Genomic DNA, 22,229 nt, shown 5'->3' with positions numbered 1-22,229 from the left:
TGATCTGTCCCGGCTCGGCGATGTCCTACAAGTCCACCGCGCCACCAGCCACGGGCTACGCGCACAAGCCGTTCCCGCAATTGAGACGCGACTCGAAATGGATACAGCAACTCAAGGAACGGCTGAAGCCCCCACCCGACCAACCGGATCCATGAGCCGCGAGGTAAACCGATCGTTTGCACCGCTCGCCGCTATTACGCAACCACGCATCACCCCGTCCCACCCCTGCTTGGCGCGCTAATCCAAACCGCCTGGCATGCATCCGCCACGCAACACTTCGATTTTCGTGCACCGCGCAAGCTGGCACCTCGTTACCGCACTGGCTTGGCACCTCTTCTTGCCGCTCATCGTGCAGATGCTGAACCCGCGAGATGCGCCACGACCACCATGCGAAGTTTTTCACCATGAGGCTTGACTGTGACGTGAGCCACTGAAATGATTCAGTGCAACACTGTTGCGCTTCTTGCAACCGTATTCCGATACCGAATCTTTCCCGCCTGCGGCATTACTTGCCCCACGGGTCCAGGAGAATTCCATGCACTCAGTATTCATAGACGAACTCGATGCCCAGACTTACGCCGAGAACGTAGCGCGTACCGGATCCACCATTATCATCCCGGCCGGAGCGACCGAACAGCACGGACCTCACATGCCACTGGGCGTAGATGCCATGCTCTCGCGTTCCATCGCAGAAGCCGTCGCGCAACGCACAGGTGCTTTGGTTGCGCCGGCGTTGAGCTACGGGTACAAATCCCAGCCCCGCTCCGGCGGCGGCAACCACCGCAAAGGCACCACCAGCCTCGGCGGCACTTCGCTTAGCTTGATGATTGAGGACGTAGTTGCATCCTTCATCTCCCAGGGCTTCGATAATGTTGTCGTCCTCAACGGGCATTTCGAGAACTACCAGTTCATCTACGAAGGATTGGACAACGCAGTAGTCAAGTGCCGAGCCGCCGGCGCGGCGTCGCGCGCCATCCTGCTGTCTTACTGGGACTTTGTCGATGAGGAAACCTTGGCCAAGGTCTTCCCCGACGGCTTCCTCGGCTGGGACATCGAGCACGGAGGCATCCTCGAAACTTCCTTGATGCTCCTGCTCCACCCGCACCTGGTAAACATGGATCGGGTTGTCGACCACCCGCCCGCTAAGCTCGCGCCCTATGACATCTTCCCGGAGGATCCGTCACGCACCCCGGACAGCGGTTGCCTCTCTTCTGCGAAGGGCGCCACGGCAGATCGCGGCCAGCTGCTATTCGAAACCGTCACAAACCAAGTTGCCGATGCACTCAAAGGCGAGCTGCTGCTGGGCAACATCAGCATCGAGGTGAAATAGCATGTCTGTGGATAGCTCGACATCCCAAGACAGGAAAAAGTCCGCGAAAGCACCCCGGACCCCTGAAGGCACTAAGAAGCAAGTTGAGGTACCACGTTTCATGGGGCGGCACATACCGCCCATGGATCGACTGCTCATTCGCGTAATCCCCCCAGTACTGATTATCGCCGTGATGATTTGGGTCCTGTCCAATCCAGAAGCCGCCTCAGCCGCGATTTCCGAAATGCGCACTTTCGTCACCGGAAAATTCACCTGGCTCTTCATCTTGTATTCAGTATTCACAGTGGTGGTGTGCATTTGGCTCTCCATGAGCCGAGTAGGCAAGATCCGTCTCGGCGGCCCGAACGCCAAACCGCAGCACAGCAAATTCGCTTGGTATTCCATGCTGTTCGCTTGCGGCCAAGGCATCGGCTTGATCTTCTGGTCAGTTGCCGAACCAATTATGCTGCGCGATGAAAATCCCGTGATCCCGGCAGGGCCAAACGGTGGCGGCGAAGAAGGGGCCATTGTTTGGACCTACTTCCACTGGGGCTTGACCGCCTGGGCCATGTATTGCGCCGTTGCAGTGTGCTTGGCCTACTCGCATCACAACCTCGGCAAGACGTTGACTTTTCGCGAGGCTACCGTGGATATCCTACCCCGCTGGTCGCGACGCGGAGCCGGCGTCATCGTTGAGCTCCTGGCAATTATCGCGACCGTACTCGGCCTGGCTACTTCCTTCGGATTCGCAGCCATGCAGTTCACCTCCGGACTGACTTCCTTCACTGGATTAACCGCCAGCCCAATGATGTGGTTCATGGTCATTCTGATCTTCGCTGGCATCACCTCTATTTCGGCTATCGTCGGCATCAGCAAGGGCATGGCACGGATCAGCGGATTGAACTCGATCCTCAGTATCGTGCTGATCGCAGCGGTGCTGGTTTTCGGCCCATCGCTGTACATCATCTCGAATCTGTCCCAGACCTTTGGCAGCTTCTTCACGAACTTCGCGAATATGAGCCTGTGGACCGATTCAGGATTGGCCGCCAACACCCTGGATTCATGGCAAGACAGCTGGAATGGCTGGTGGACGGTCTTCATCTGGTGCTGGGTTATTGCCTTCTCCCCATTCGTGGCCGGATTCATTGCCCGCATTTCGCGTGGCCGTACCATCCGCGAATTCGTTCTCGGCGTGACCATCATTCCTTCATTGATCGTGATGGTTTGGGTTGCAGTGATCGGCTCCGCAGCACTCTACTACGATGACCAGACTGATCGCGGCATCAGCAGTGCAGTCGCCGGGGACACTTCCTCCGGCTTGTTCGTCATGCTTGATTCCTTGCCTGTCGTCGGCACGGTCCTGCTAGTTGTTTCCACCATCCTGGTGGCCACCTACTACGTGACATCCTTGGACTCTGGCATTTACGCACTCAGTGAATTCGTCTCCGCCCCGGGCAAATCCGGTCCAGTCTTCCGTGTAGTCCTCGTGCTGTCTGTCGCGACGGTGACCACCGTGCTGCTGACCATGGGCGGAACCGCGGTGGTCGATACGGTCCAAACTGGCACCATTATCGGCGCCTTCCCCTTCTCCTTCGTGATCATTTTGATGATCATCAATTTGATCCGGAGGCTGCTCAAACGAGACAAGGCGATCAAGCAGCTGGAAAAGGACATCAACAACCCCGACCCGAATCTGGTCTTCGTAGCCGACCCCGATGGCGGCGGAGCGATCCTCAAGGAAGACCCAGGACAGGACCCACAGAATTAAGCAGTAGAACCCGCATTGGCATGAAGGCCGCGATGCTCGCCATGATGAGCTTCGCGGCCTCCTGCATTACCTCGTGGTTTTCATATTCATGCAGGACAATTCCGATCTTGTGCACTGCAGAAAAAGTTTTCACAATCGCCCTTGACAGTGACGCAGGGCACACATAATCTAAATGCAACGGCGTTGCATTGAGCGCAACACGTACTTCTTCTCCGGCGATTCCCATGAATCCTCGCAATCCATCTGATTGGGCCGGCCTCCCTTGACAGTTGATTTCCCACAAGGAGCCAAAACCATGACTACCGCCAATATCGCCACCAATGTTTCCGAACTGGCCCGACTGAAGACCCTGCACAACGGCGCCAAGGAGCAGCTGACCTTCTCGGATGCCGAGTTCGAGCGCCGCCTGGCCGGCCTGCGCCAGATCATGGCCACGAAGTCGCTGGACGCAGTCATCCTGACCAGCTACCACGGCATCAAGTACTACTCGGACTTCCTGTACACCACCTTCGGCCGCAACTACGCGCTGGTGGTCACCGCCAGCAACTCCACCACCGTCACCGCGAACATCGATGCCGGCATGCCATGGCGCACCAGCTACGGCGACAACATCGTGTACACCGACTGGAAGCGCGACAACTTCTTCTACGGCCTGCAGGAAGCACTTAAGCGCGACGGCGTGAAGGCAACCCGGATCGGCGTGGAAGACGACTTCCTGCCGGGCCGCACCCGCCAGCAGATCGCCGACACCTTCGACGGCGCAACCCTGGTGGATGTCTCGCAGGACGCCATGCGCCAGCGCATGATCAAGTCCGCCGAGGAAATCGAGGTCATCAAGCACGGTGCACGCATCGGCGACCTGGGCGGCGAAGCCATCAAGGCAGCGATCCGCGAAGGCATCAGCGAATACGAGGTCGCACTGATCGGCACCGAGGCGATGGTGCACGAGATTGCCAAGACTTTCCCGCACCGCGAAGTGCGCGATACGTGGGTCTGGTTCCAATCGGGCATCAACACCGATGGCGCCCACAACTGGGCCACCACCCGCAAGCTTGAGCGCGGGGACATCCTCTCGCTGAACTGCTTCCCGATGACCTCCGGCTACTACACCGCGCTGGAGCGCACCCTGTTCCTCGGCGAGCCGGATGCCCGCAGCCTGGAACTGTGGAACGTCAACGTCGAGGTCCACAAGCGTGGCCTGCAGCTAATCAAGCCCGGAGCAGTCTGCAAGGACATCGCAGCGGAGCTGAACGAAATCTACATCTCCCACGGCCTGCTGCCGAACCGCACCTTCGGCTACGGCCACTCCTTCGGCGTGCTCTCGCACTACTACGGCCGCGAAGCTGGCCTGGAACTGCGCGAGGACATCGAGACTGTCCTGGAGCCGGGCATGGTCGTTTCGATGGAGCCAATGATCACCGTCGCTGATGGCGAGCCAGGTGCCGGAGGCTACCGCGAGCATGACATCCTGGTCATCGGCGAGGACGGTGGCGTCGAGAACATCACCAAGTTCGGTTTCGGCCCGCAGAACAACATCATCGATGCCTAAGGGCAAGCGATAACCGTGGGGCGGGGCCCGAACCCCGCCCCACGGCTGCTTTAACCATCTGATGCGCAGCAAGCACGGGGGCTGCGCCTAGAACCGACGACCACCCACCGGTCTGCCGGAACACTTCATCATTCCAGCGGCAAAGAAGCCAGCACTGGCCAAAGCCGTTGCCCTCCAGAGGCGGTTTCACCCCATGAACCATTCCAGCAACTCCCCATCGCAAGCCCCCACCGGAACCACGGCTGCACCGGCCACCGGCGTGGCCCCGTCCCGCACCATTGACGCGAAGACCCGCCGCAAGGTGATCGCTGCCAGCTTCATCGGCAACTTCGTGGAATGGTTCGACTACGCAGCCTACGGCTACTTCGCCGTCACCATCGCCGCCGTATTCTTCCCCAGCGACGACCCCCAAGCTGGTCTGCTGATGACTTTCGGGGTATTCGCCATCTCCTTCCTGGTCCGTCCTGTCGGCGGGTTCATTTGGGGGCATCTGGGCGACAAGATCGGCCGGCGTGAAGCCCTGTCGTGGTCGATCCTGCTGATGACCGGTGCCACCTTCTGCATAGCGCTGCTCCCCGGCTACGCATCCATCGGTTTTGGCGCGCCTCTGCTGCTCCTGGCCCTGCGTCTGGTCCAGGGCTTCTCTGCCGCCGGCGAGTATGCCGGCGCCTCCGCCTTTCTGGTCGAGTACGCGCCGGCCAACCGGCGCGGCCTATACGCGGCAGTGGTTCCGGCGAGCACTGCCACCGGCCTGCTCTTCGGCTCACTGATGGCCGCCGGGCTGACCGGGTTGCTGTCAACCGGGGATCTGGAGTCCTGGGGATGGCGCATACCGTTCTTGCTGGCCGCGCCCATGGGGCTCATTGGCCGCTATATCCGCACCAAGCTGGAGGATTCACCAGCTTTCCTTGAAGCATCATCCGAGTCCTCCACTCCTGAGGGATCCCCAGTCGGGTCGTTGCTGAAGAACCACTGGCGCCAGCTGGTCCAGGCTGCGGGTGCGGTGCTGCTGAACGCCGTGGGCTTCTATGTAATCCTTTCCTACATGCCGACTTATCTATCCGAAGAGCTCGGACTGGACGCCACCCGTTCCTACCTGGCAACGACCGTTGCGCTGTTGGCCTACGTTGGTTTCATCTTTGTCACCGGCATGCTTTCGGATCGTTTCGGACGCAAGCGCGTCTTGATCAGCGCATCGATTCTGTTCATCCTGTTCACCGTTCCTGCCTTCATGGCTTTGGAATCAGGAAACTTCCTGGTCATTGTCTTGGTCCAGATCCTGCTCGGCGCGATGCTCACGCTCAACGACGGCACCCTTCCGAGCTACCTCGCGGAAATGTTCCCCACCAAGGTCCGCTATTCCGGCTTCGCAGTGTCGTTCAACCTCTCAAATGCATTGTTTGGCGGAACGGCGCCATTCGTGGCCACATTGCTCATTGCCACCAGCGGCAACGTCCTTGCCCCCGGCTGGTACTTGATGGGCGCAGCGGTGATTTCGCTGGTGGCGGTGGCCTGCTCGGTCGAAACCAGCCGCAAACCACTGGTTTGAGCCGTAGGATAGTAGCAACTCAGGAGGGGAAATGACTGAAATTCGCAGTGAAACCCGAGGCACCTCGGTGATCGTCAACGTGCTCGATGTGCTCCGTTGCTTCACCGTTGAGCGCCCGGTAGTGGGCGTCACCGAAATCGCGGAGCAGGTCGGCCTCCACAAATCGAGCGTCTCGCGCATTCTGGCCACCCTTGAGCAGGAACGCGTTGTGGATCGCGACGCGGAAACCCGCAAGTACCGCTTGGGTGTCGGCCTGATTGCCATTGCCGGACCATTGCTTGCCAACCTGGACGTGCGGCAGGTGGCTTACCCCATTCTGGAAGATCTGCGTGAAGCTACCGGCGAGACCGCTGTACTGAACATCTGGGACGGCAGCGAGTCGATTTCGGTAGAACAGCTGCCTTCAACCCATCTGGTCAAGCACACCTCGGTCATGGGGTCGCGGTACCGTTCGGGGCTGAGCGCTACCGTCCAGGTATTCCTCGCCAATGAGGATCCAGCACGCCGCGCGGAGCTGATCTCCAACGGAGAGATCGATCTTGCCGGCACGGCCCCCGCCGAATACCAGGCACGCCTGGATCTTGTACGCGAGCGGGGCTACGCGGTCAACTACGGCGAGACTTCCGCCGAGGAGGTCGGAGTGGCCGCAGGCATCCTCGACCACCGCGGTGAACTCGTAGCCTGCGCCATGACCGCCGCTCCGTTCTACCGCATCGGCGCCGATGAGCTGGAGCAGCTTTGCTCCAGCACCCGTGCCGCAGCAAGGCGAATCAGCACCAGGCTGGGATACCAGGCGGAGGGATAGCCATGGATCCGTTTGAAGCGCGCGATGCCCATGCCTTCGACTACCGGATGCACGAAGGCTCAGCCATGAAGGTCAGCCACCACTTCGCCGGGCACACCGGGATGCCGGTAGCCATCCAGACCTGGGTGATAGAACCAGGCGGCTTCGAGGGCTTCCATCGCCACGAGGGCCAGGGAGCTTTGCAGGAGTTCTACCAGGTGATCGAGGGCCGGGCGCGGATGCGGGTCGGCGAGCGCGTATACGAGCTCGGTCCCGGTGACAGCGTATTGGCCGATGCCGGAGTGGACCACGACCTGTGCAATCCCGGCGGCACGGACCTGCGCGTGCTCACTGTTTGGGGCCCGCCGGGCGCCGCCGACTTCTCGGACTTCGGTTCGCACCAGATTGCGCAGCGCGGTCATCCAGGCGGCCTGGCTTAGCTGGGAGTTTGCCCGAGGGCCTTTTGCCACCCCTCACCCCGGTGCTGAAGTGGTTCCATGGATTACAACATCGGCTATTTCGTCGGTTCGCTCGCCACGAACTCCATCAACCGCGTCCTGTCCAAGGCCCTGATAGCCCTGGCACCTGAAAACCTCAGTTTCACGGAAATCCCGATCAGCGATCTGCCCTTGTATAGCGCTGACTACGATGATAATTATCCCGAAGCCGGGACCGCGCTAAAGACCGCCATCGAGGCCTCGGACGGCCTGCTATTCATCAGCCCGGAGTACAACCGTTCAATTCCCGGTGCGCTGAAAAATGCCATCGACTGGGGTTCGCGGCCCTGGGGCACCAACTCCTTCGCCCGCAAGCCCACCGGCCTGCTCGGCGCTTCGGTCGGAGCCATCGGTACCGCGGTCATGCAGTCCAGCATGCGCAGCGTCCTCAGCTTCCTGGATGCCCCGCAGCTGAACTCCCCCGAGGTCTACCTGCAGTACCGTCCCGAAGACTTCGGCGAGGACGGGAGCATCAGCAACCCGGACACCGAGAAGTTCCTGGCCCACTACATGGGCGAATACGCGGCGTTCGTTGAGCGTGTGCTCGATGCGACAGCTGCGGGTCATATCGGAGACGAAGGAATGTAGCCGCCTCCAACGTCCACTAGCCGCGCGAGTACTCGGCAAGACAGACTCCGGAGGCAAAAGACTGCATGTTCTCCAGCCTCCAGCGATCCGGGGCATACCCTGTGTCCCCGAAGAGCTTGATACCCGACCCGAACATCACCGGCTGCACCTTCAGGGCCAACCTGCCGATGTCCGGCCGGAGCCTGGCGGCCAATTGCCCTCCGCCGCACAGCCAGATGCCGTCACCCGGTTGGGATTTGAGTTCCCCGATGACCTCTCGCGGATCCGCACTGGTGAACTGCACCTCTTGGCTTCCTGGAGGTGAAGAGTGCTCGCGCGTGAAAACAATCTGTCTCAGATGCGAGTACGGGCTGGGCAGTGCTGGCAAGCCGACCGCGTAGGTATTCCATCCCATCAGCACCGTATCGAAAGGGCACCCCTCGATAGGCAGTCCAGCCGACTCTGCCAGCTGGGTCGGCGCGGTGCCGCGGTAGCGGTCCCAGATGGGCGCCGCGTGGTCGCCAGCCACCGCGAATGCATCGAATTCGCCGTGAGGACCGGCAATGTACCCGTCCAAGCTCACTGCAACGAAGTAGGTTAGTTCTCTCATTGATTCTCCCTTGGCTCGAAGACGGAAACGTCTGGGAAATTGAGCCAACCCTACAGCATGGCCTGTTGGGAACTTGGGAGAATGCGAAAAAACCGGGAAACATCATTTCTGATGTTTCCCGGTTTTTTTCCATTTGGTGGAGGTAAGGGGATTCGAACCCCTGACCTTCTGCATGCCATGCAGACGCGCTACCAACTGCGCCATACCCCCAAACGAGGTGATTCCAGTGGCTTGCACAACCCCTGAACCGAGATAAAACTTTACCGGAGCACTGCCGAAAACTCCAAATCGGCTGTTCGAGACGCTGGTCACAATCCTCTATTCACACGGTGCTCCCCAAGTGGAAGAATATGGGTCGGGACCTGCCGGCCCCACCCATTCCTTCGAAAGGCGCAATCCCATGACCATCGGACTGACCCCATACCTGCGTTTCGCCGGAGATGCCAAAGAAGCTATGGAGTTCTACCACCAGGTACTCGGTGGCGAGCTTTCCATGATGACCTTCCAAGAAGGCATGAATGACAATAATCCGGCCGTTGCCGACCAGATTATGCACTCCTCGCTATTCGTTGAACGCGGCCTGCACTTCATGGCCTCGGACACCCCGCCCGAAATGGACGTCCGGGGCAATGGCGTGATCGCGCTAAGCAGCGACGGGACGGCCGGAGCCGACGCGGAGACCCTGACCCGGTGGTGGGAAGGATTGGGCGAAGGCGGCCAGATCAACATGCCATTGGAGCGGGCCCCGTGGGGCGACTCCTTCGGCGAGCTGCGCGACAAGTTCGGCGTGGTCTGGATGTTCAACATCACCGCGTTGGCCAGCTAGCCGAAGCGCTAGTGGGTGCGCGCCTGCTCGCGGGCTTCCAAAGCCTCGCGGCCTACGAGCAGGCCCACCTTCTTCGCGCGGATCTGGGTTATCCACGCGATCAGCAGGCCCAAGGCGGCCAGCCCAGCGCCAACCACAGATGGGGCGCGGAAGCCGTAACCGGCGGCAATCACCGCGGCACCCAGGGCAGCGCCCAGCGCGTTGGCAACATTCAGCGCCGAGTGGTTCAGCGAAGCAGCCAGCGACTGCGCATGCGGGGCCGAATCCATCAGCAGCGTCTGCAACGCAGGGATCAGCAGGGAACCCACTGCGCCCATCACGAAGACCATGATCATCGTCGGAACCACCCAGCTGGTCACGGCAGCGAAAATCAGCATGGTGGCGATCATGAAAACGGAAGAAAGCTTGATCGCGCCGAAGATCGACCAGTCGGCAAGCCTGCCACCGGCCAGCGAACCAACGACCATGCCTACGCCATAGAGCGCCAAAGCCAGCGGCACCAGCTCAATTGGCAGTCCTGCTTCTTCGGTCAGCGTGGGCGAAATGTACGAGTACACCGCGAAGAATCCGCCGAAGCCGACAATGCCGGTGAGCATCGCCAGCCACACCTGGGCACTCTTCAAGGCGGTCAGCTCGCGGCGGATGCTCGCCCCGGCATCGGTCTTGCGCCATGGGACGAACAAGCTAATCAGCACAGCGGTCAACACGCCGATCGCAGTGACGACCAGGAACATCGAACGCCAGCCGTATTCCTGGCCGAGCCGGGTCACCAACGGGACACCGGCAACGTTGGCCACCGAGAGCCCGAGCATCACCCAGGCAATGGCGCGTCCGCGCATCGTGGCCGGAACCAAGCTGCCGGCAAGCACACCGGCCAGTCCGAAGTAGGCCCCATGCGGCAGGCCTGCAAGGAAGCGGGTCACCAGCATGGTGTTGTAGTCCGGAGCGAAGAATGAGGAGAGGTTGGCGAGCGTGAAGAAGAGAATCAGCAGCTGCACCGCACGCTTGCGCGGGATCTTGGCAGCCAGCGCAGTGAGCACCGGGGCGCCCACCACCACGCCGATTGCGTAGGCGCTGATCATCAGGCCCATCTGCGCATAGCCCACTTCCAGATCGGCGGCACCTTCCTGGAGCAAGCCCATCATGGCAAACTCAGTGACACCGATGCCGACGCCGCCCATGGCCAAGGCAACAATTGCCAGCAGTAGTTTTCCGCCAGATACATAGGCAGTCATTCAATTTCTCAATTCATGGCAGGGTCTTGGGAAGCGGCTCCCTCGGCGCTCTTATCCATCGTAGTGACTGCATCGGGCGACAGTGGCAATCCCCGAGCGGAAAATTACGAATCCCACAGTATTTTGTGCCACTGTATTAAGTCCTATGCCTCATTCATCGCACCATCGCCTGTCGGCCTCGCGAATAATCGCGAGGTTCTTCTTTGTCATGCTCTGTCTCGCGCTGGCCGGGCTAATGGTGTTCCACCAGCAGATCCCCGATGTCCTGGGTCTCGGATTGATCGTCGATAACCTGGCCCCGTGGATGGGCCTCGGAATTCCAGTGCTCTTGCTGATGGCCTTGGTGGTGCGCGGACGCATCAGCTTCATCGGCCTGCTCGTACCGGTCGTTGTTTGGGCTGTGCTCTTCGGGCCGGCGTTCCTGCCTTCGGACCGGCGCGCACCAGAAGCTTCCCTGCTGGTTGCCACGCAAAACGTCCACGAGTCTGCGGGCGTGCAGGCTGCCCGCGAATTGGCAGCCAACGGCGCGCAGGTCATCACCCTGCAGGAAATCGGTGAAGGCCAGGAGCCGGGAATCACCGCCGAGCTCGCCCAATCCCATCCTTACAGCTACATGGTCAGCACCGTAGGCGTGTGGAGCGCCTATCCGCTGAAGAATCCAGAGCCCCTGGATCTGGGGCTGGGTTGGGACCGCGCGTTGCGGGTGGACGTGGCCAGCGGAAAAGGGGATGTCCGCCTGTACGCTGTGCATGCGGCGTCGGCCAGGCCTACCGGCCATCACGAGCGGGACATGATGCTTGCTTCCTTGGCCGGCTACCTCGCCGATGACGAATCTCCGAAGATCGTTGCCGCCGGAGACTTCAACGCCACCAGCTCCGACCGCCACTTCGCGCCGGTCGCTAACCAGTTGGAGGAAGCCCACTACAGCGACTGGGGCTTGGCCCTGACCTGGCCGCGGTCCCTGTTCCCGATGCTCGGCATCGATCATGTGATGCTACGCGGCGTCGAATCAGCAGGCCTGGAGCGGCTGGAAATCGCCGATTCCGATCATTACGCGCTCGCTGCCACGATCGATCTGGGGAACTAGTTCCTTTCCAGCCCGGTCTGGCGCAGCGTGATGTTAATGCGTCCGCCGCCAAGGCCCAGGCCTGCAGGTGCGGTCCCGGCATGGATCTTGCTCACCCCGTGATAGGCGAAGCGTGAGGGGCCGTCGAAGACGAACAGGTCCCCCGAAGCCAGCCGGATCTCTTGCCATGGCCGGTTGCGGTTCTCGGTATTGCCCAGGCGGAATGTTGCCGAATCGCCGATGGACAGCGAAACCACCGGGGCGTTGATGCGCTCTTGCGCATCCTGGTGCATGCCCATGGCGGCCTGCACGTCGTAGTAGTTCACGATAGCCGCATCGGGCTGGTAGTCCTGCGCGCGCTGCAGGTCCCCCGTAGCTTCTGCGACCGCCTGCTTGCCCAAGCGGACCAGCCAGTCTTCCATGGGCGCCACTGATTGCCCGTCCAGGTCGTCAGCGGTCTTGGAGTAGCGGTTCGGGCTCCAATGCCACCCCAGGCACAAGCTCTGCACGCTCATCGGATGGCCGTTGACGGCTGTGCGGTGCGGCGGAACAGGCCCGCTGCCCCATTCGAAGAAGCGCCGGACGATCCACTGCTGCGCGGGCGCGTCCAGCCACCCCGGCAAGTGCCAGGCTCCTGGGCGCAAGGCTCCCCCACTACGGGGCAGTGCACTGTCGTCGAACAGGGATTCCATGTTCCCAGCGTGCCCGTTGCAGGCAGAACTCGGCAAGTCTCCCGCGTATTCGCTCACTGAACTTTGCAGGATCAGCCAGGCCGGTGCCTCGCAACAATATTTACATTAGAGACTTTGTGTTTCGTCTTACCCTCGCGAACATTTCGAAAAGGTTAACCTTTACTCGAATTATTGCGCTTGAAACATTTGCGATACCTCCGGGAAAACCTGGGCGCCTAAGCTGGGTGCATCCACTAGTTCAAGGAGAATCCCATGTCACCCCTAGAAACTCGAGCAGAATCAAGGAAACCATGATTGGCATCGACCTCGAACTGCGCGGATGCACTGTGCTGATCGCTGGAAGTAAATCCGGGAGCAAAAATACTGCGCTGCGCTTCCGGGCGGAGGGCGCCACGGTGCTCACCGCCGACGGGCCCTTCCAGGCAATACATTTGCTGGAACAAGCCGGCCTGCTGGTGATCTGCGATGCCGAACCGCTGCGCTTCGCCTCGGTGGTGCAGGCCGCGCGCATTCCCGTCATGCACCTTGGACCAGCGACCCGGGCCGGATCCATCACCCTGCTCGGTGGCGGCCCCGGCGCATTGGACCTGCTGACCCTGCGCGGCGTGCGGGCCCTGGCCGAAGCAGAAGTCGTCTTCGCCGACAGGCTCGGTCCCGCAGCGCACCTGCCCGCTCTCGCACCGCAAGCTCAAATCGTGGACGTCGGCAAGCTTCCTGGACACCACAAGCTCACCCAACGGGATATCGAAGCCCTGATGATCGAAGCGGCCCGCGGTGGCGCTGCCGTAGTCCGGCTCAAGGGCGGAGATCCCTTCGTCTTCGGCCGCGGCTTCGAAGAAATCGCGGCCGCTACCGCTGCGGGCATCCCGATCAGCGTCATCCCGGGACTGAGCTCGTGCATCACCGTGCCGGCAGCAGCCGGCATCCCGGTCACCGCCCGCGGGGTGAACACCATGTTCACCGTGGTCTCGGCCCACGATCCACTCAGCGATGCGCAGCTTGACCATCTGGCCAAGCTGGGCGGAAGCATCGTGATCCTGATGGGCATGGGCACCATCGAGCAGACCGTCGCCGGGTTGCACCGGGTCGGCATGGACCCGCAAATGCCATGCGCCATCGTCGAATCCGGCACCACCGACATCCAGCGCACCAGCTGCACCCGGCTAGCCCATCTCGCCGAAACAGCCCGCGGCCATTCCAACCCTGCAGTCATTGTCATCGGTGAAGTCGCTGGACTGCCGGCCACCCTGGTGAACGCGGCAGCGCAAGAAGAGCCAGCCACGCTGGCAGCGCAATTGGAAGTGGCCTGATGAGCAGCCCCAAACCCTTGGCCGGCTTCCGGCTGGCCGTCACCAGCGACCGCCGTTCCGCAGAACTCATCGAAGCCTTCGAACGCCGCGGCGCCGAGGTGACCCATACTCCGCTGCTCCAGCTCGCCCCGCTGGACGATGAGCAGCAACTGATCGCGCAAACGCAAAAGCTGTTTGAGGTCCGTCCGCAGGTAGCCGTCATTACAACCGCCTACGGACTGCGCCGCTGGGTTGATACCTCCGAGGCTGCCGGCATTGGCGACGAGCTGCTGGCAGCGCTCGGGCAGGCACAGCTCTACGTCCGCGGGGCCAAAGCCCATGGCGCCGTCAAGGCACTGGGCCTGGAGCCGGCCGCCGTGGCCAAGGACGGGCGCAGCGCCTCCATGCTGGAACTGCTGGAGGGCAAGCTCCAGGGCGCCACCGTCGCCTTGCAGCTTCATGCCGATTCCGACCATGGAATGCCCCAGAGCCTGCGCGAGCTGGGCGCTCGCCGGGTGCTGAAGGTGGAGCCCTACCGCTGGCAGGACACCAGCAGCGATAGCGGGATTTCTGCTTTGGTGGAGGGCCTGTGCGCCGCCCACTTCGACGCGGTGACCTTCACCAGCGCGCCGAGCGTGCACGCGCTGTTCGCCGCTGCCAAGGCGCGCAATCGCTTGCCCGCTCTGCTGCGCTCCCTGGCCGAGCGCGTCGCAGTGGCCACCGTTGGACCGGTGACTGCTGCCCCGCTGATCGAGGCGGGCATCTGCCCGCTGGTTCCCGAGCGCCATCGCATGGGTGCCATGATCGGCCAGCTCGTGGAGCATCTGGCCTCGCTGGGCACGTTGCAGGCCCAAACGGTCCACGGCCAGGTGCAGCTGCGCGGTCGTACCCTCTCGGTCCAGGACGAAAACTGCGAGTTGACGCCCGGGCAGGCCGAATTGGTGCGGGCGCTGATCGAGGCCGGCGGCAGCGTCCTCTCCCGCGACGAGCTGGGGGCCGCACTTCCGGAAGCCAGTTCCAAGCATGCCTTGGATATGACATTGAGCCGGCTGCGCAAGGCGTTGCCGCAACCAGAAATCATCGCCACGGTCATCAAACGTGGGTACAGGCTGAACGTATGATCACCCCGATGGGCTTTTTCCCTCCGGGTTACGTAGGATCGATGTCATGGTTAATATTCAGGTTGCCGGTGAAGCCCTAGTCGATATCGTCGATGGTGTGGCGCATCCCGGCGGTTCCCCGATGAATGTTGCTGTTGGACTGGGCCGATTGGGCCACGAAGTCCTGCTCCAGACGGACATCGGCGATGACGAGCATGGCCGGCTGATCGCCGAACATGTGGCGGCCTCAGGCGTTCAGCTCGCAGCCGGATCACACACCGATGCGCAGACTTCCAGCGCCACCGTCGTGCTGGACGAGTCCGGAGATGCCAACTACGAGTTCCAGCTGAACTGCAAATTGCAGAGCATGGCTTCGACCCAAGCCACCTTGTTCCATTCAGGATCCGTTGCAGCGTTCCAGGGTCCGAGTGCCGCTCGAATCCATGAGGCTTTCGAGGCTTCCCCACCGGGCCAGATCCTGAGCTTCGATCCGAACCTGCGTCCGGAGCTGGTCGAGGACCGGGCAGAATCGGTCAAGCAGATCGAGAAGCTGGCCGGGCTGGCGGATATCGTCAAGCTTAGTGACGAAGACGCCCTGTGGCTCTATCCGGGATGGGACACCAATCGCATCCTGGAGCACTTCTTGGAGCGCGGGGCATCGCTAGCGATCATCACCTTCGGCGCACGCGGAGCCGAGGCCCGGACCAGGCAAAGCGAGGTCATGGTTCCCTCGATTTCGGTGCGTACCGTAGATACGGTCGGCGCCGGTGATGCGTTCATGGCCGGGCTGCTCCACGCCATCTTGGACAGCTCGCTGGCCAAGTCCCTTCGCGATGGCACGCAGCTGGACAGCGTCGAGCTGGAGAAGGTCATGCAGATCGCTTCGGTGTGCGCGGGAATCACCGTGTCGCGCGCCGGGGCGAATCCTCCAACCCTTGACGAGCTGAATCATTTCCTCAGTTCCACGACGCGCTAGACCTTTCATTTCTGGCCGATAGTCGCTGGGATCTCCGCCTGGAATGGCGCTGATCCCAGCGACTATTTATTTCATTCGTTGTGGGTGACTAGCATTATCCGCCGGCAGCCAGCCCAGCAGCCTGGACTATCGAAGGAAACCGCTGACCAGGTTGCTAGAGTTCCTTGCAGAGCACTATGCACGATTCATTGAGGAGGCCCCATGGGCAGCAAGGTTCCAGCGGCCGATAACACCTTGCGGATCCTCAGGTTGCTGGCCAGCAGGAAGACCCCGACTCCGGCGGCAATGATCGCCACGTTGCTGGAGCTTCCTCGATCCAGTGTCTACCAGCTGCTGAACGTGATGCTGGAGCACGGATTCATCACCCACTATCCAGAGGACAAATCCTATGGTCTGGGTGTCTCCGCTTTTGAGCTTTCCAGCGCCTATACCCGCCAGGAACCGCTGGCACGGCTGGGTGCCCCGCTGATTGCCCAGCTGGTCGACAAGGTCGGGGAAAGCGCCCACCTGGCCGTGCTGCATGGTTCCGATGTTCTCTACATTGTCGAAGAACGCGCCAAGGGCCGGCCATCCTTGGTCACCGACGTGGGTGTTCGCCTGCCTTCGCACCTGACCGCATCCGGCAGGGCAATTCTCGCCGCGCTGCCCAAATCCCAGGTGCGTGCGCTCTACCCCGGTGCTGCCAGCTTCACGGAGCGAGTGGCCGAGTCATCGATCTCCAGCTACTCGCAGTTGCGCCGCGAGCTGGACCAGAGCACGCAGCGCGGCTATGCCGTAGAGCGCGGGGATGTCACCCCGGATTTCCACTCGCTCGCGGTAGAAATCCGGGATTCCAGCGATTGGCCGGTGGCCGCCGTTGCTGTCACCTTCCTGGCCGATCGTGTCCCCGAAGAGCAGTGGGAGACTCTCCTGCTGCAGATCCGCGCCACCGCTTCGGTGATTACCTCGCGGGTGCAGGGCAAGCGTCAGTCCTAGCCAGGGGCTACTGGTTCGAGAATGCCGCGTCGAAGGACGCTTCGGGGCGCTTGAACAGGAGGCTGCGGATGTAGCCCACAGCTTCCTTCGCACCGTGCAAGCGGTCCATTCCCGCGTCTTCCCATTCAATGGAGATGGGGCCCTTGTACCCGTGGAAGTCCAGTGCGCGGAAGGCATCTTCCCAGTTGATGTCTCCGTGGCCGGTGGAGACGAAGTCCCAGCGCCGGCGGGGATCGCCCCACGGGAGATGGGAACCCAGGATGCCATTGCGCCCGTTGGGATGATGCATCCGGGTGTCCTTGCAATCCACGTGGTAGATGCGGTCGGCGAAGTCGGTGATGAATGCGACCGGGTCGATGCCCTGCCAGAACATATGGCTTGGATCCCAGTTCAGCCCGAACGCTTCGCGGTGGCCGATTGCTTCCATGGTGCGCACGGTGGTCCAGTGATCGTAGGCGATCTCGGATGGGTGCACCTCCAGCGCGAACTTCACCCCCTGCTCATCGAATTCGTCCATGATCGGATTCCAGCGATCCGCGAAGTCCTCGTAGCCTGCATCGATGACCTCGCCCGGAACCGGCGGGAACATCGCGACGTACTGCCAAATCCTCGAGCCGGTAAAGCCAACCACTACATCGGCACCGAGCTTGCGGGCGACGCGGGCCGAGCGCTTCATGTCCTCGGCGGCCCGCCGGCGGACGCCTTCCCCATCCCCATCGCCCCAGACATAGTCGCGCAGGATGGCCTGGTGGCGGAAGTCGATGGGATCATCGCAGACAGCCTGGCCGCCCAGGTGGTTGGAGATCGCCCAGGCTTTCAGCCCGTATTTGTCCAGGATTTCCAGCCGCGACTGGAGGTAGGCCGGATCCTCGTCGGCACGCTTGAGGTCCAGGTGGTCACCGCTGGCTGCGATTTCCAATCCGTCATAACCCCATTCTGAAGCCAGCCGGGCGACTTCTTCGAAGGGCATATCAGCCCACTGGCCGCTGAATAGCGTCACTGGATGCGTCGCGTTCATGGTGGTTTCTCCTCTAGTCATCGGTGTCGATCCAGTCCCCGGAATCAGCCGATTCCAGAACGGCATCGGTCAAACGGCAGGCGCGGGCGCCATCGGCAAAAGTTGGAAGCCCTTCGGGTGCTTCGCGACGGATCGCCGCGTAGGTGTCGGCCACGAAAGCGGCGAAAGCATCAAGGTAGCCCATCGGGTGTCCTGCAGGTACCACCGACAAGCGTGCGGCATCGGGACTGAGATCAGCGGCCTGGCGGGACAGGATCGAGGACATGTCGGGTTTGCCGATCCACAGTTCTTCCGGCTTTTCCTGCTTGAATTCCAGCGCCGACCGGTCTCCGGACAACTCGATGGTCAAGGCGTTTTTCCGGCCGGCGTTGACCTGTGACACCATCAGCGTGCCGATGGCTCCCGAAGCCATCTGCACAATCAAGGCGGCAGCATCCTCGGTATCGACGTCCACGGCGCCCCGCTGCTTATGGGCAATGGAGGTGGCCGCGTTCAGCCGAACGATCCGCTCCCCCGCAATGAATTCCAGCAGATCCACCAGATGCGAACCGATGTCCGCGAAGGCCCGCGAAGGTCCGCCTTTGGCCGGTTCTACCCGCCAGTTGCTGTCGCTGACCGTATGCATCCAGTCTTGCAGGTACTGGCCACGCACGGTCAGCAGCCGGCCAAGTTTCCCTTCCTGCACGTGGGCCCGGGCCTGCCGCACCATGGGGTGGTAGCGGTAGACGAACGGCACCGAAGCCACGGCTCGGGAACGCGATGCCAGCAAGGCCAGCTCGCCGGCTTCCCGGGCGCTGGTCGCCAGCGGCTTCTCGCAAACAACGGACAAGCCAGCTGCCAGTGCGGAGGCTGCCTGCTCGGCATGCAACGCATTGGGCGAGGTGACATGCACGGCGTCGCATTGGGCGAGCAGCGCTTCGACGCTGCCGAAACCGGGCACGCCCAGGGCGGCTGACGCTTGGCGGGTGGATTGCTCGCCGTTGGACCGCACCCCGATGAGCTGGGCGCCTGCCCGGCGGATCGCATCGGCGTGGGTCCGGGCCATGAAGCCGCCGCCGATGACGCCGACCTTCAGTTCCTGCATGGCCGGTGCAGCCTGCTGGCTGTTCAACTGGGACATGTAATTCCTTGTCTTTTCTTACTTGACCGCGCCGGAGGACAAGCCTGCGACCAGGTGCCGTTGCGCGAAGAGGAAACCGACCAGCACCGGAATCGATACCACCACCGAGGCGGCCATCATCTGGTTCCAGTACACATCGGTCTGCGAAGCGTAGGCCTGCAAGCCGATGGACAGCGTCCTGGTGTCCGAATTGGTGAGCACACTGGCGAAGAGCACTTCGCTCCAGGAAGTGATGAAACAGTAGACCGACACCGCGATGATCCCCGGGCGTGCTACCGGCAAGACCACCTTGAGCAGTGCGCCGAGCCGGCCAAGTCCATCGACCATGGCCGCCTCTTCCAGTTCCTTGGGCATGGCGGCAAAGAAGCCGGTGAGCATCCAGATGGAGAATGGCAGGGAGAACGTCATGTAGGTGACGATCAGCCCCAGGTAGGTTCCGTTCAGCTGCAGTCCCACGGCACGCTCCAGCTGGGTGAAGATCAAGAAGAGCGGCAGCAGGAACAGGATGCCGGGGAACATCTGGGTGGAGAGCACGATCAGCCGGAAGGACCGAGCCCCGCGGAAGTCGAAGCGCGAGAGCGCATAGGCGGCCAGGATCGCGATGGAAACCGAGAGGATGGTGGCGCTGATGGTCACGATCAACGAGTTGGCGAAGTACTTGCCCAGCGGCACCGTGGTCCAGATATCCAGGTACGGGGCCAGCGTGATTTCCGAGGGAATCCACTCGAAGGCGCCGCGCACATCCTTGAGGGGCTTGATGGAGGTCGTGAGCACCACGTAGAGCGGCAGCACGATGATCAGGGTGATGAAGGCCAGTCCGAAAACTCGCAGGATGCGGAAGCCGCGGGTCTCAATCATCGATGCTCTTTCCCTTCGGCATGACAAGTCGGATGTAGAACGCTGAGACGATCAGCAGGGCAATCAGCAGGACGACGCTCAAGGCGCCACCCACGCCGAAGTTCCAGTTGTTGAAGGACTGCTGGTAGATCAACGGGGAAATCAGGGTTGCTTCTTCCGGGGACACCGGGCCGAAGAGCAGGTAGGGGATGTCGAACTGGTTGAACACCCACAGTCCCAGCATCAAAAGCAGCACCACGTTGGCGTGCTTGATCATTGGCAGGGTGATCCTGGTGAACTGCTTCCACAGGCTGGCTCCGTCCAGGGAAGCGGCTTCATAGACTTCGTTCGGGATGGATTGCAGGGCGGCCAGCAGCATCAGGAAAGCGAAAGGCCAGAATTGCCAGACGGCGACAACCACCATGACAAAGAAGGAATTCCCGCCCAATAGCCAGAACGGCCCTTCCTCCAGGATCCCGAGGTCTTCGACCAGGAAGCGGTTGACCATGCCATCGCGCTGGTTGAACATGAACGCCCAGGCGATGGTGGTGACGTAGCTTGGCAGTGCGTAGGGCACCAGGAACAGGGTGCGGAAGAATCCGTTGCTGCGGAATTTGGATGCCAGCAAGACCGCGGCGAAGATGCCAAGGCTCCAGGCGATTGCCACTACCAGGAAGGTGAACAGGAAGGTGCGCCCGAGGGCGTCGAAGAATTGGGAACCGATCGGACCGTTGGGGTCCAGCGCGGTGGTGAAGTTCTGCAGTCCCACGAACGGGGCCTTGACCCAGTTGGCAATGGAGAACTGGGTCAGCGAGAGGAAGGCGATCCATACGCCGAGCAGCATCGGGATGATGTGGATCAGCAGTTCCAGGAATGCTGCGGGAGCTGAGAGCGCATAGGGGAAGAACCGGTCGCGCTTGATTGAACTGCGCTTGATCGCCCTTGAAGCGTCGCGAGGCTTGAGCGGTTCGCTGATTCGAGGCGGTGTCTGGGCTGGCGCCGACATTCGGTCTCCTTTCATGAAAACGAATTTGGGTGCTGCAACTGGCCGCGGGGGCGCAAGGAGGTCCGCTCCCGCGGCCAGTGCAACGTGTCGGGCCGCTAGCTAGCCGGCATCTGCTTCTGCGCGTCTTCCAATGCCTTGCGGACATCGGCCTCGGTGATTTTTTCGCCCTGGGCAATCCTGGCGAATTGCTTGGCGATGGCCTCGCCTACGAGGGATTCCATCTGCCCTTCGGTGGGGAACAGCGGCATCGGGGCAGCGTTATTGGCCAGGATCTCCTTCTTGGCCTGCTGCTCGGGGGTGTCGAAGGCCGGGTCGTCGAAAGCTTCGGTGACCGATGGCAGCGAGGTGTACTTGGCGTTCAGCTTCTTCTGCTCATCGACGCTGAGCAGGTGGTTCACGAATTCAAGGGCGGCATCCTTGTTATCCGAGTTCTCGAAGACGCTCACGTTGATGCCGGCAACCAGCGACTGGGTGGCTTCCAGCCCGGTGGCATCGGCGTTCTTCAGCGGGATGGGCGCCATGGCGTAGTCCTCGAAGTCAGCGGCATTGAAGGACTTGCCCGGGGCCTGGTCGAAGAACATGGCGGCGTTGCCGTCCATGATTTCCCCTGGCAGCACCGAACCGTCATTGATCTCGGCGTTGGACTTGGAGACAACGCCGTCCTCGCCCATCAGCTGGATCCAGTCGTTGACGCCGCTGACGACGCCATCATTGGTGAAGTCCGGCTTGCCGTCCGTGGTGTACAGCTCGCCGCCGTTCTGCATGCCCAGGATGAATGCGGAGTGGGCATTATTGGCGGTACGCTGTCCGGCCAAGGTGAAGCCGTACTGGTCGACCTTGCCGTCGTCGTCGGTATCCTTGGTCAGCTTCTTGGCGGTGGCCAAGAATTCATCCCAGGTCTTCGGAGCCTGCTTGATGCCGGCTTCCTCGAACATCTTGGTGTTGTAGTACAGACCGTAGGCCATGGAATACAACGGCAGCGAGGTTGGGGCCTGGCCCTCGGCGCCGCCGGTGGCCAGGGCTGCCGGCACGAACTTCTCGGCTCCGCCTATGGCCTCCAGCGCCTCGCCTTCAAAGGGGACGAAGGCGCCGCTGGCCTGCAAGGTGGTGGCCCAGGTGTTGCCGATGTTCAGCACGTCCGGCCCTTCGCCGCTGGAGACGGCGGTGAGGATGCGGTTGTACAGGTCGGCCCAGGGGACGACTTCCAGCTCGACCTCGATGCCGGTTTCCTCGGTGAACCGCTTGATGGATTCGCCCAGGATCTCCTCGTCCTGGGTGACCGAGCTGCCCTGGTTCGAAGCCCAGTAGGTGATGGTCCCACCGGCTTCTTCCGAGCCGGAGCCGGAAGCCGAGCCGGAACAGGCGGCCAGGCCGCTGAGCGACAACGCTGCGATGGAGGTAATCGCCGTGAAGCGCCCCAGCTTGCTCTTGAAATGTGGTGCAGACATGTTTATTC

22 protein-coding genes and 1 tRNA gene are annotated in these 22,229 nt (G+C 61.7%); 13 read left to right on the top strand and 10 right to left on the bottom strand.

Features of this window, described 5'->3' with window-relative positions; translation table 11 throughout:
• The first annotated feature begins 535 nt into the window (after positions 1–535).
• Entirely contained in the window at positions 536–1,330 is a 795-nt protein-coding gene (locus ACIOJF_RS10850; RefSeq protein ID WP_105661928.1) for a creatininase, read from the top strand.
• 121 nt (positions 1,331–1,451) lie between these two features.
• Positions 1,452–3,077, top strand: a complete 1,626-nt coding sequence (locus ACIOJF_RS10845; RefSeq protein WP_286134618.1) for a BCCT family transporter — start codon at positions 1,452–1,454, stop codon at positions 3,075–3,077.
• Here the strand turns inward: ACIOJF_RS10845 and ACIOJF_RS10840 are convergent.
• A complete protein-coding gene (locus tag ACIOJF_RS10840; protein WP_402741639.1) occupies positions 3,043–3,303 on the bottom strand; it encodes a hypothetical protein in 261 nt (86 codons plus the stop codon). The genes ACIOJF_RS10845 and ACIOJF_RS10840 overlap by 35 nt on opposite strands.
• A gap of 69 nt (positions 3,304–3,372) precedes the next feature.
• Here ACIOJF_RS10840 and ACIOJF_RS10835 point away from each other — a divergent pair, with 69 nt between their 5' ends.
• From ACIOJF_RS10835 to ACIOJF_RS10815, 5 genes are all read left to right on the top strand, one after another.
• Complete coding sequence (locus tag ACIOJF_RS10835; RefSeq protein ID WP_402741638.1) at positions 3,373–4,626, top strand: aminopeptidase P family protein; 1,254 nt, start codon at positions 3,373–3,375, stop codon at positions 4,624–4,626.
• Between the two features lie 193 nt (positions 4,627–4,819).
• A complete protein-coding gene (locus tag ACIOJF_RS10830) occupies positions 4,820–6,175 on the top strand; it encodes an MFS transporter (protein WP_402741637.1) in 1,356 nt (451 codons plus the stop codon).
• A 31-nt stretch (positions 6,176–6,206) separates the two neighbouring features.
• The gene (locus ACIOJF_RS10825; protein WP_402735165.1) at positions 6,207–6,980 is read left to right on the top strand and encodes an IclR family transcriptional regulator; all 774 of its coding nucleotides are present in this window, start codon (positions 6,207–6,209) and stop codon (positions 6,978–6,980) included.
• 2 nt (positions 6,981–6,982) lie between these two features.
• Positions 6,983–7,399, top strand: coding sequence for a cupin domain-containing protein (locus ACIOJF_RS10820; RefSeq protein WP_105656362.1), 417 nt, complete (start codon positions 6,983–6,985; stop codon positions 7,397–7,399).
• Between the two features lie 57 nt (positions 7,400–7,456).
• Complete coding sequence (locus ACIOJF_RS10815) at positions 7,457–8,044, top strand: NADPH-dependent FMN reductase (RefSeq protein WP_105656361.1); 588 nt, start codon at positions 7,457–7,459, stop codon at positions 8,042–8,044.
• A 16-nt stretch (positions 8,045–8,060) separates the two neighbouring features.
• On the opposite strand, the gene ACIOJF_RS10810 is transcribed toward ACIOJF_RS10815, so the two are convergent.
• Together ACIOJF_RS10810 and ACIOJF_RS10805 are read right to left on the bottom strand one after the other, a co-directional pair.
• Positions 8,061–8,633 (bottom strand): dihydrofolate reductase family protein, encoded by a 573-nt coding sequence (locus tag ACIOJF_RS10810; protein ID WP_402741636.1) that lies wholly within the window; start codon positions 8,631–8,633, stop codon positions 8,061–8,063.
• Between the two features lie 134 nt (positions 8,634–8,767).
• Positions 8,768–8,843: transfer RNA gene (locus ACIOJF_RS10805), tRNA-Ala, on the bottom strand.
• Between the two features lie 190 nt (positions 8,844–9,033).
• Here ACIOJF_RS10805 and ACIOJF_RS10800 point away from each other — a divergent pair.
• On the top strand, positions 9,034–9,459 hold the full coding sequence (locus tag ACIOJF_RS10800) for a VOC family protein (RefSeq protein WP_105656359.1): 426 nt from the start codon (positions 9,034–9,036) through the stop codon (positions 9,457–9,459).
• Positions 9,460–9,467: 8 nt separating this feature from the next.
• On the opposite strand, the gene ACIOJF_RS10795 is transcribed toward ACIOJF_RS10800, so the two are convergent.
• Entirely contained in the window at positions 9,468–10,694 is a 1,227-nt protein-coding gene (locus ACIOJF_RS10795; RefSeq protein ID WP_105656358.1) for an MFS transporter, read from the bottom strand.
• 208 nt (positions 10,695–10,902) lie between these two features.
• Between ACIOJF_RS10795 and ACIOJF_RS10790 the strand changes: the two genes are divergently transcribed.
• Positions 10,903–11,781 carry an endonuclease/exonuclease/phosphatase family protein gene (locus ACIOJF_RS10790; RefSeq protein ID WP_402741635.1) on the top strand — a complete coding sequence of 293 codons (879 nt, stop codon included), beginning with the start codon at positions 10,903–10,905 and terminating at the stop codon, positions 11,779–11,781.
• Here ACIOJF_RS10790 and ACIOJF_RS10785 read toward each other — a convergent pair.
• Positions 11,778–12,452 (bottom strand): alpha-ketoglutarate-dependent dioxygenase AlkB, encoded by a 675-nt coding sequence (locus tag ACIOJF_RS10785; protein ID WP_105661935.1) that lies wholly within the window; start codon positions 12,450–12,452, stop codon positions 11,778–11,780. The two genes, ACIOJF_RS10790 and ACIOJF_RS10785, sit on opposite strands and share 4 nt — an antisense overlap.
• 290 nt (positions 12,453–12,742) lie before the next feature.
• Here ACIOJF_RS10785 and cobA point away from each other — a divergent pair, with 290 nt between their 5' ends.
• From cobA to ACIOJF_RS10765, 4 genes are all read left to right on the top strand, one after another.
• Positions 12,743–13,762, top strand: a complete 1,020-nt coding sequence (gene cobA / locus ACIOJF_RS10780) for a uroporphyrinogen-III C-methyltransferase (protein ID WP_402735143.1) — start codon at positions 12,743–12,745, stop codon at positions 13,760–13,762.
• Positions 13,762–14,862, top strand: coding sequence for a uroporphyrinogen-III synthase (locus tag ACIOJF_RS10775; RefSeq protein ID WP_402735142.1), 1,101 nt, complete (start codon positions 13,762–13,764; stop codon positions 14,860–14,862). Before cobA ends, ACIOJF_RS10775 begins: the two co-directional genes overlap by 1 nt.
• A gap of 46 nt (positions 14,863–14,908) precedes the next feature.
• A complete protein-coding gene (locus tag ACIOJF_RS10770; protein WP_105656354.1) occupies positions 14,909–15,817 on the top strand; it encodes a carbohydrate kinase in 909 nt (302 codons plus the stop codon).
• A gap of 201 nt (positions 15,818–16,018) precedes the next feature.
• On the top strand, positions 16,019–16,792 hold the full coding sequence (locus tag ACIOJF_RS10765; RefSeq protein WP_402735141.1) for an IclR family transcriptional regulator: 774 nt from the start codon (positions 16,019–16,021) through the stop codon (positions 16,790–16,792).
• 7 nt (positions 16,793–16,799) lie between these two features.
• Here ACIOJF_RS10765 and ACIOJF_RS10760 read toward each other — a convergent pair whose 3' ends face one another.
• The 5 genes from ACIOJF_RS10760 to ACIOJF_RS10740 form a co-directional block, all read right to left on the bottom strand.
• The gene (locus ACIOJF_RS10760) at positions 16,800–17,810 is read right to left on the bottom strand and encodes a sugar phosphate isomerase/epimerase family protein (protein ID WP_402741634.1); all 1,011 of its coding nucleotides are present in this window, start codon (positions 17,808–17,810) and stop codon (positions 16,800–16,802) included.
• Between the two features lie 13 nt (positions 17,811–17,823).
• Positions 17,824–18,930 (bottom strand): Gfo/Idh/MocA family protein, encoded by a 1,107-nt coding sequence (locus ACIOJF_RS10755; RefSeq protein ID WP_402735139.1) that lies wholly within the window; start codon positions 18,928–18,930, stop codon positions 17,824–17,826.
• Between the two features lie 18 nt (positions 18,931–18,948).
• Positions 18,949–19,788 carry a carbohydrate ABC transporter permease gene (locus tag ACIOJF_RS10750; RefSeq protein ID WP_105656351.1) on the bottom strand — a complete coding sequence of 280 codons (840 nt, stop codon included), beginning with the start codon at positions 19,786–19,788 and terminating at the stop codon, positions 18,949–18,951.
• The gene (locus ACIOJF_RS10745; protein WP_105656350.1) at positions 19,781–20,773 is read right to left on the bottom strand and encodes a carbohydrate ABC transporter permease; all 993 of its coding nucleotides are present in this window, start codon (positions 20,771–20,773) and stop codon (positions 19,781–19,783) included. Before ACIOJF_RS10745 ends, ACIOJF_RS10750 begins: the two co-directional genes overlap by 8 nt.
• A 95-nt stretch (positions 20,774–20,868) precedes the next feature.
• Complete coding sequence (locus ACIOJF_RS10740; RefSeq protein WP_133833997.1) at positions 20,869–22,221, bottom strand: ABC transporter substrate-binding protein; 1,353 nt, start codon at positions 22,219–22,221, stop codon at positions 20,869–20,871.
• Positions 22,222–22,229: the final 8 nt, after the last annotated feature.

The organism is Glutamicibacter sp. NPDC087831, assembly GCF_044742845.1.
Classification (GTDB): domain Bacteria; phylum Actinomycetota; class Actinomycetes; order Actinomycetales; family Micrococcaceae; genus Glutamicibacter.
The sequence above is the reverse complement of the archived record's forward strand: the minus strand, read 5'-3'. Positions and strand labels throughout refer to the sequence as shown.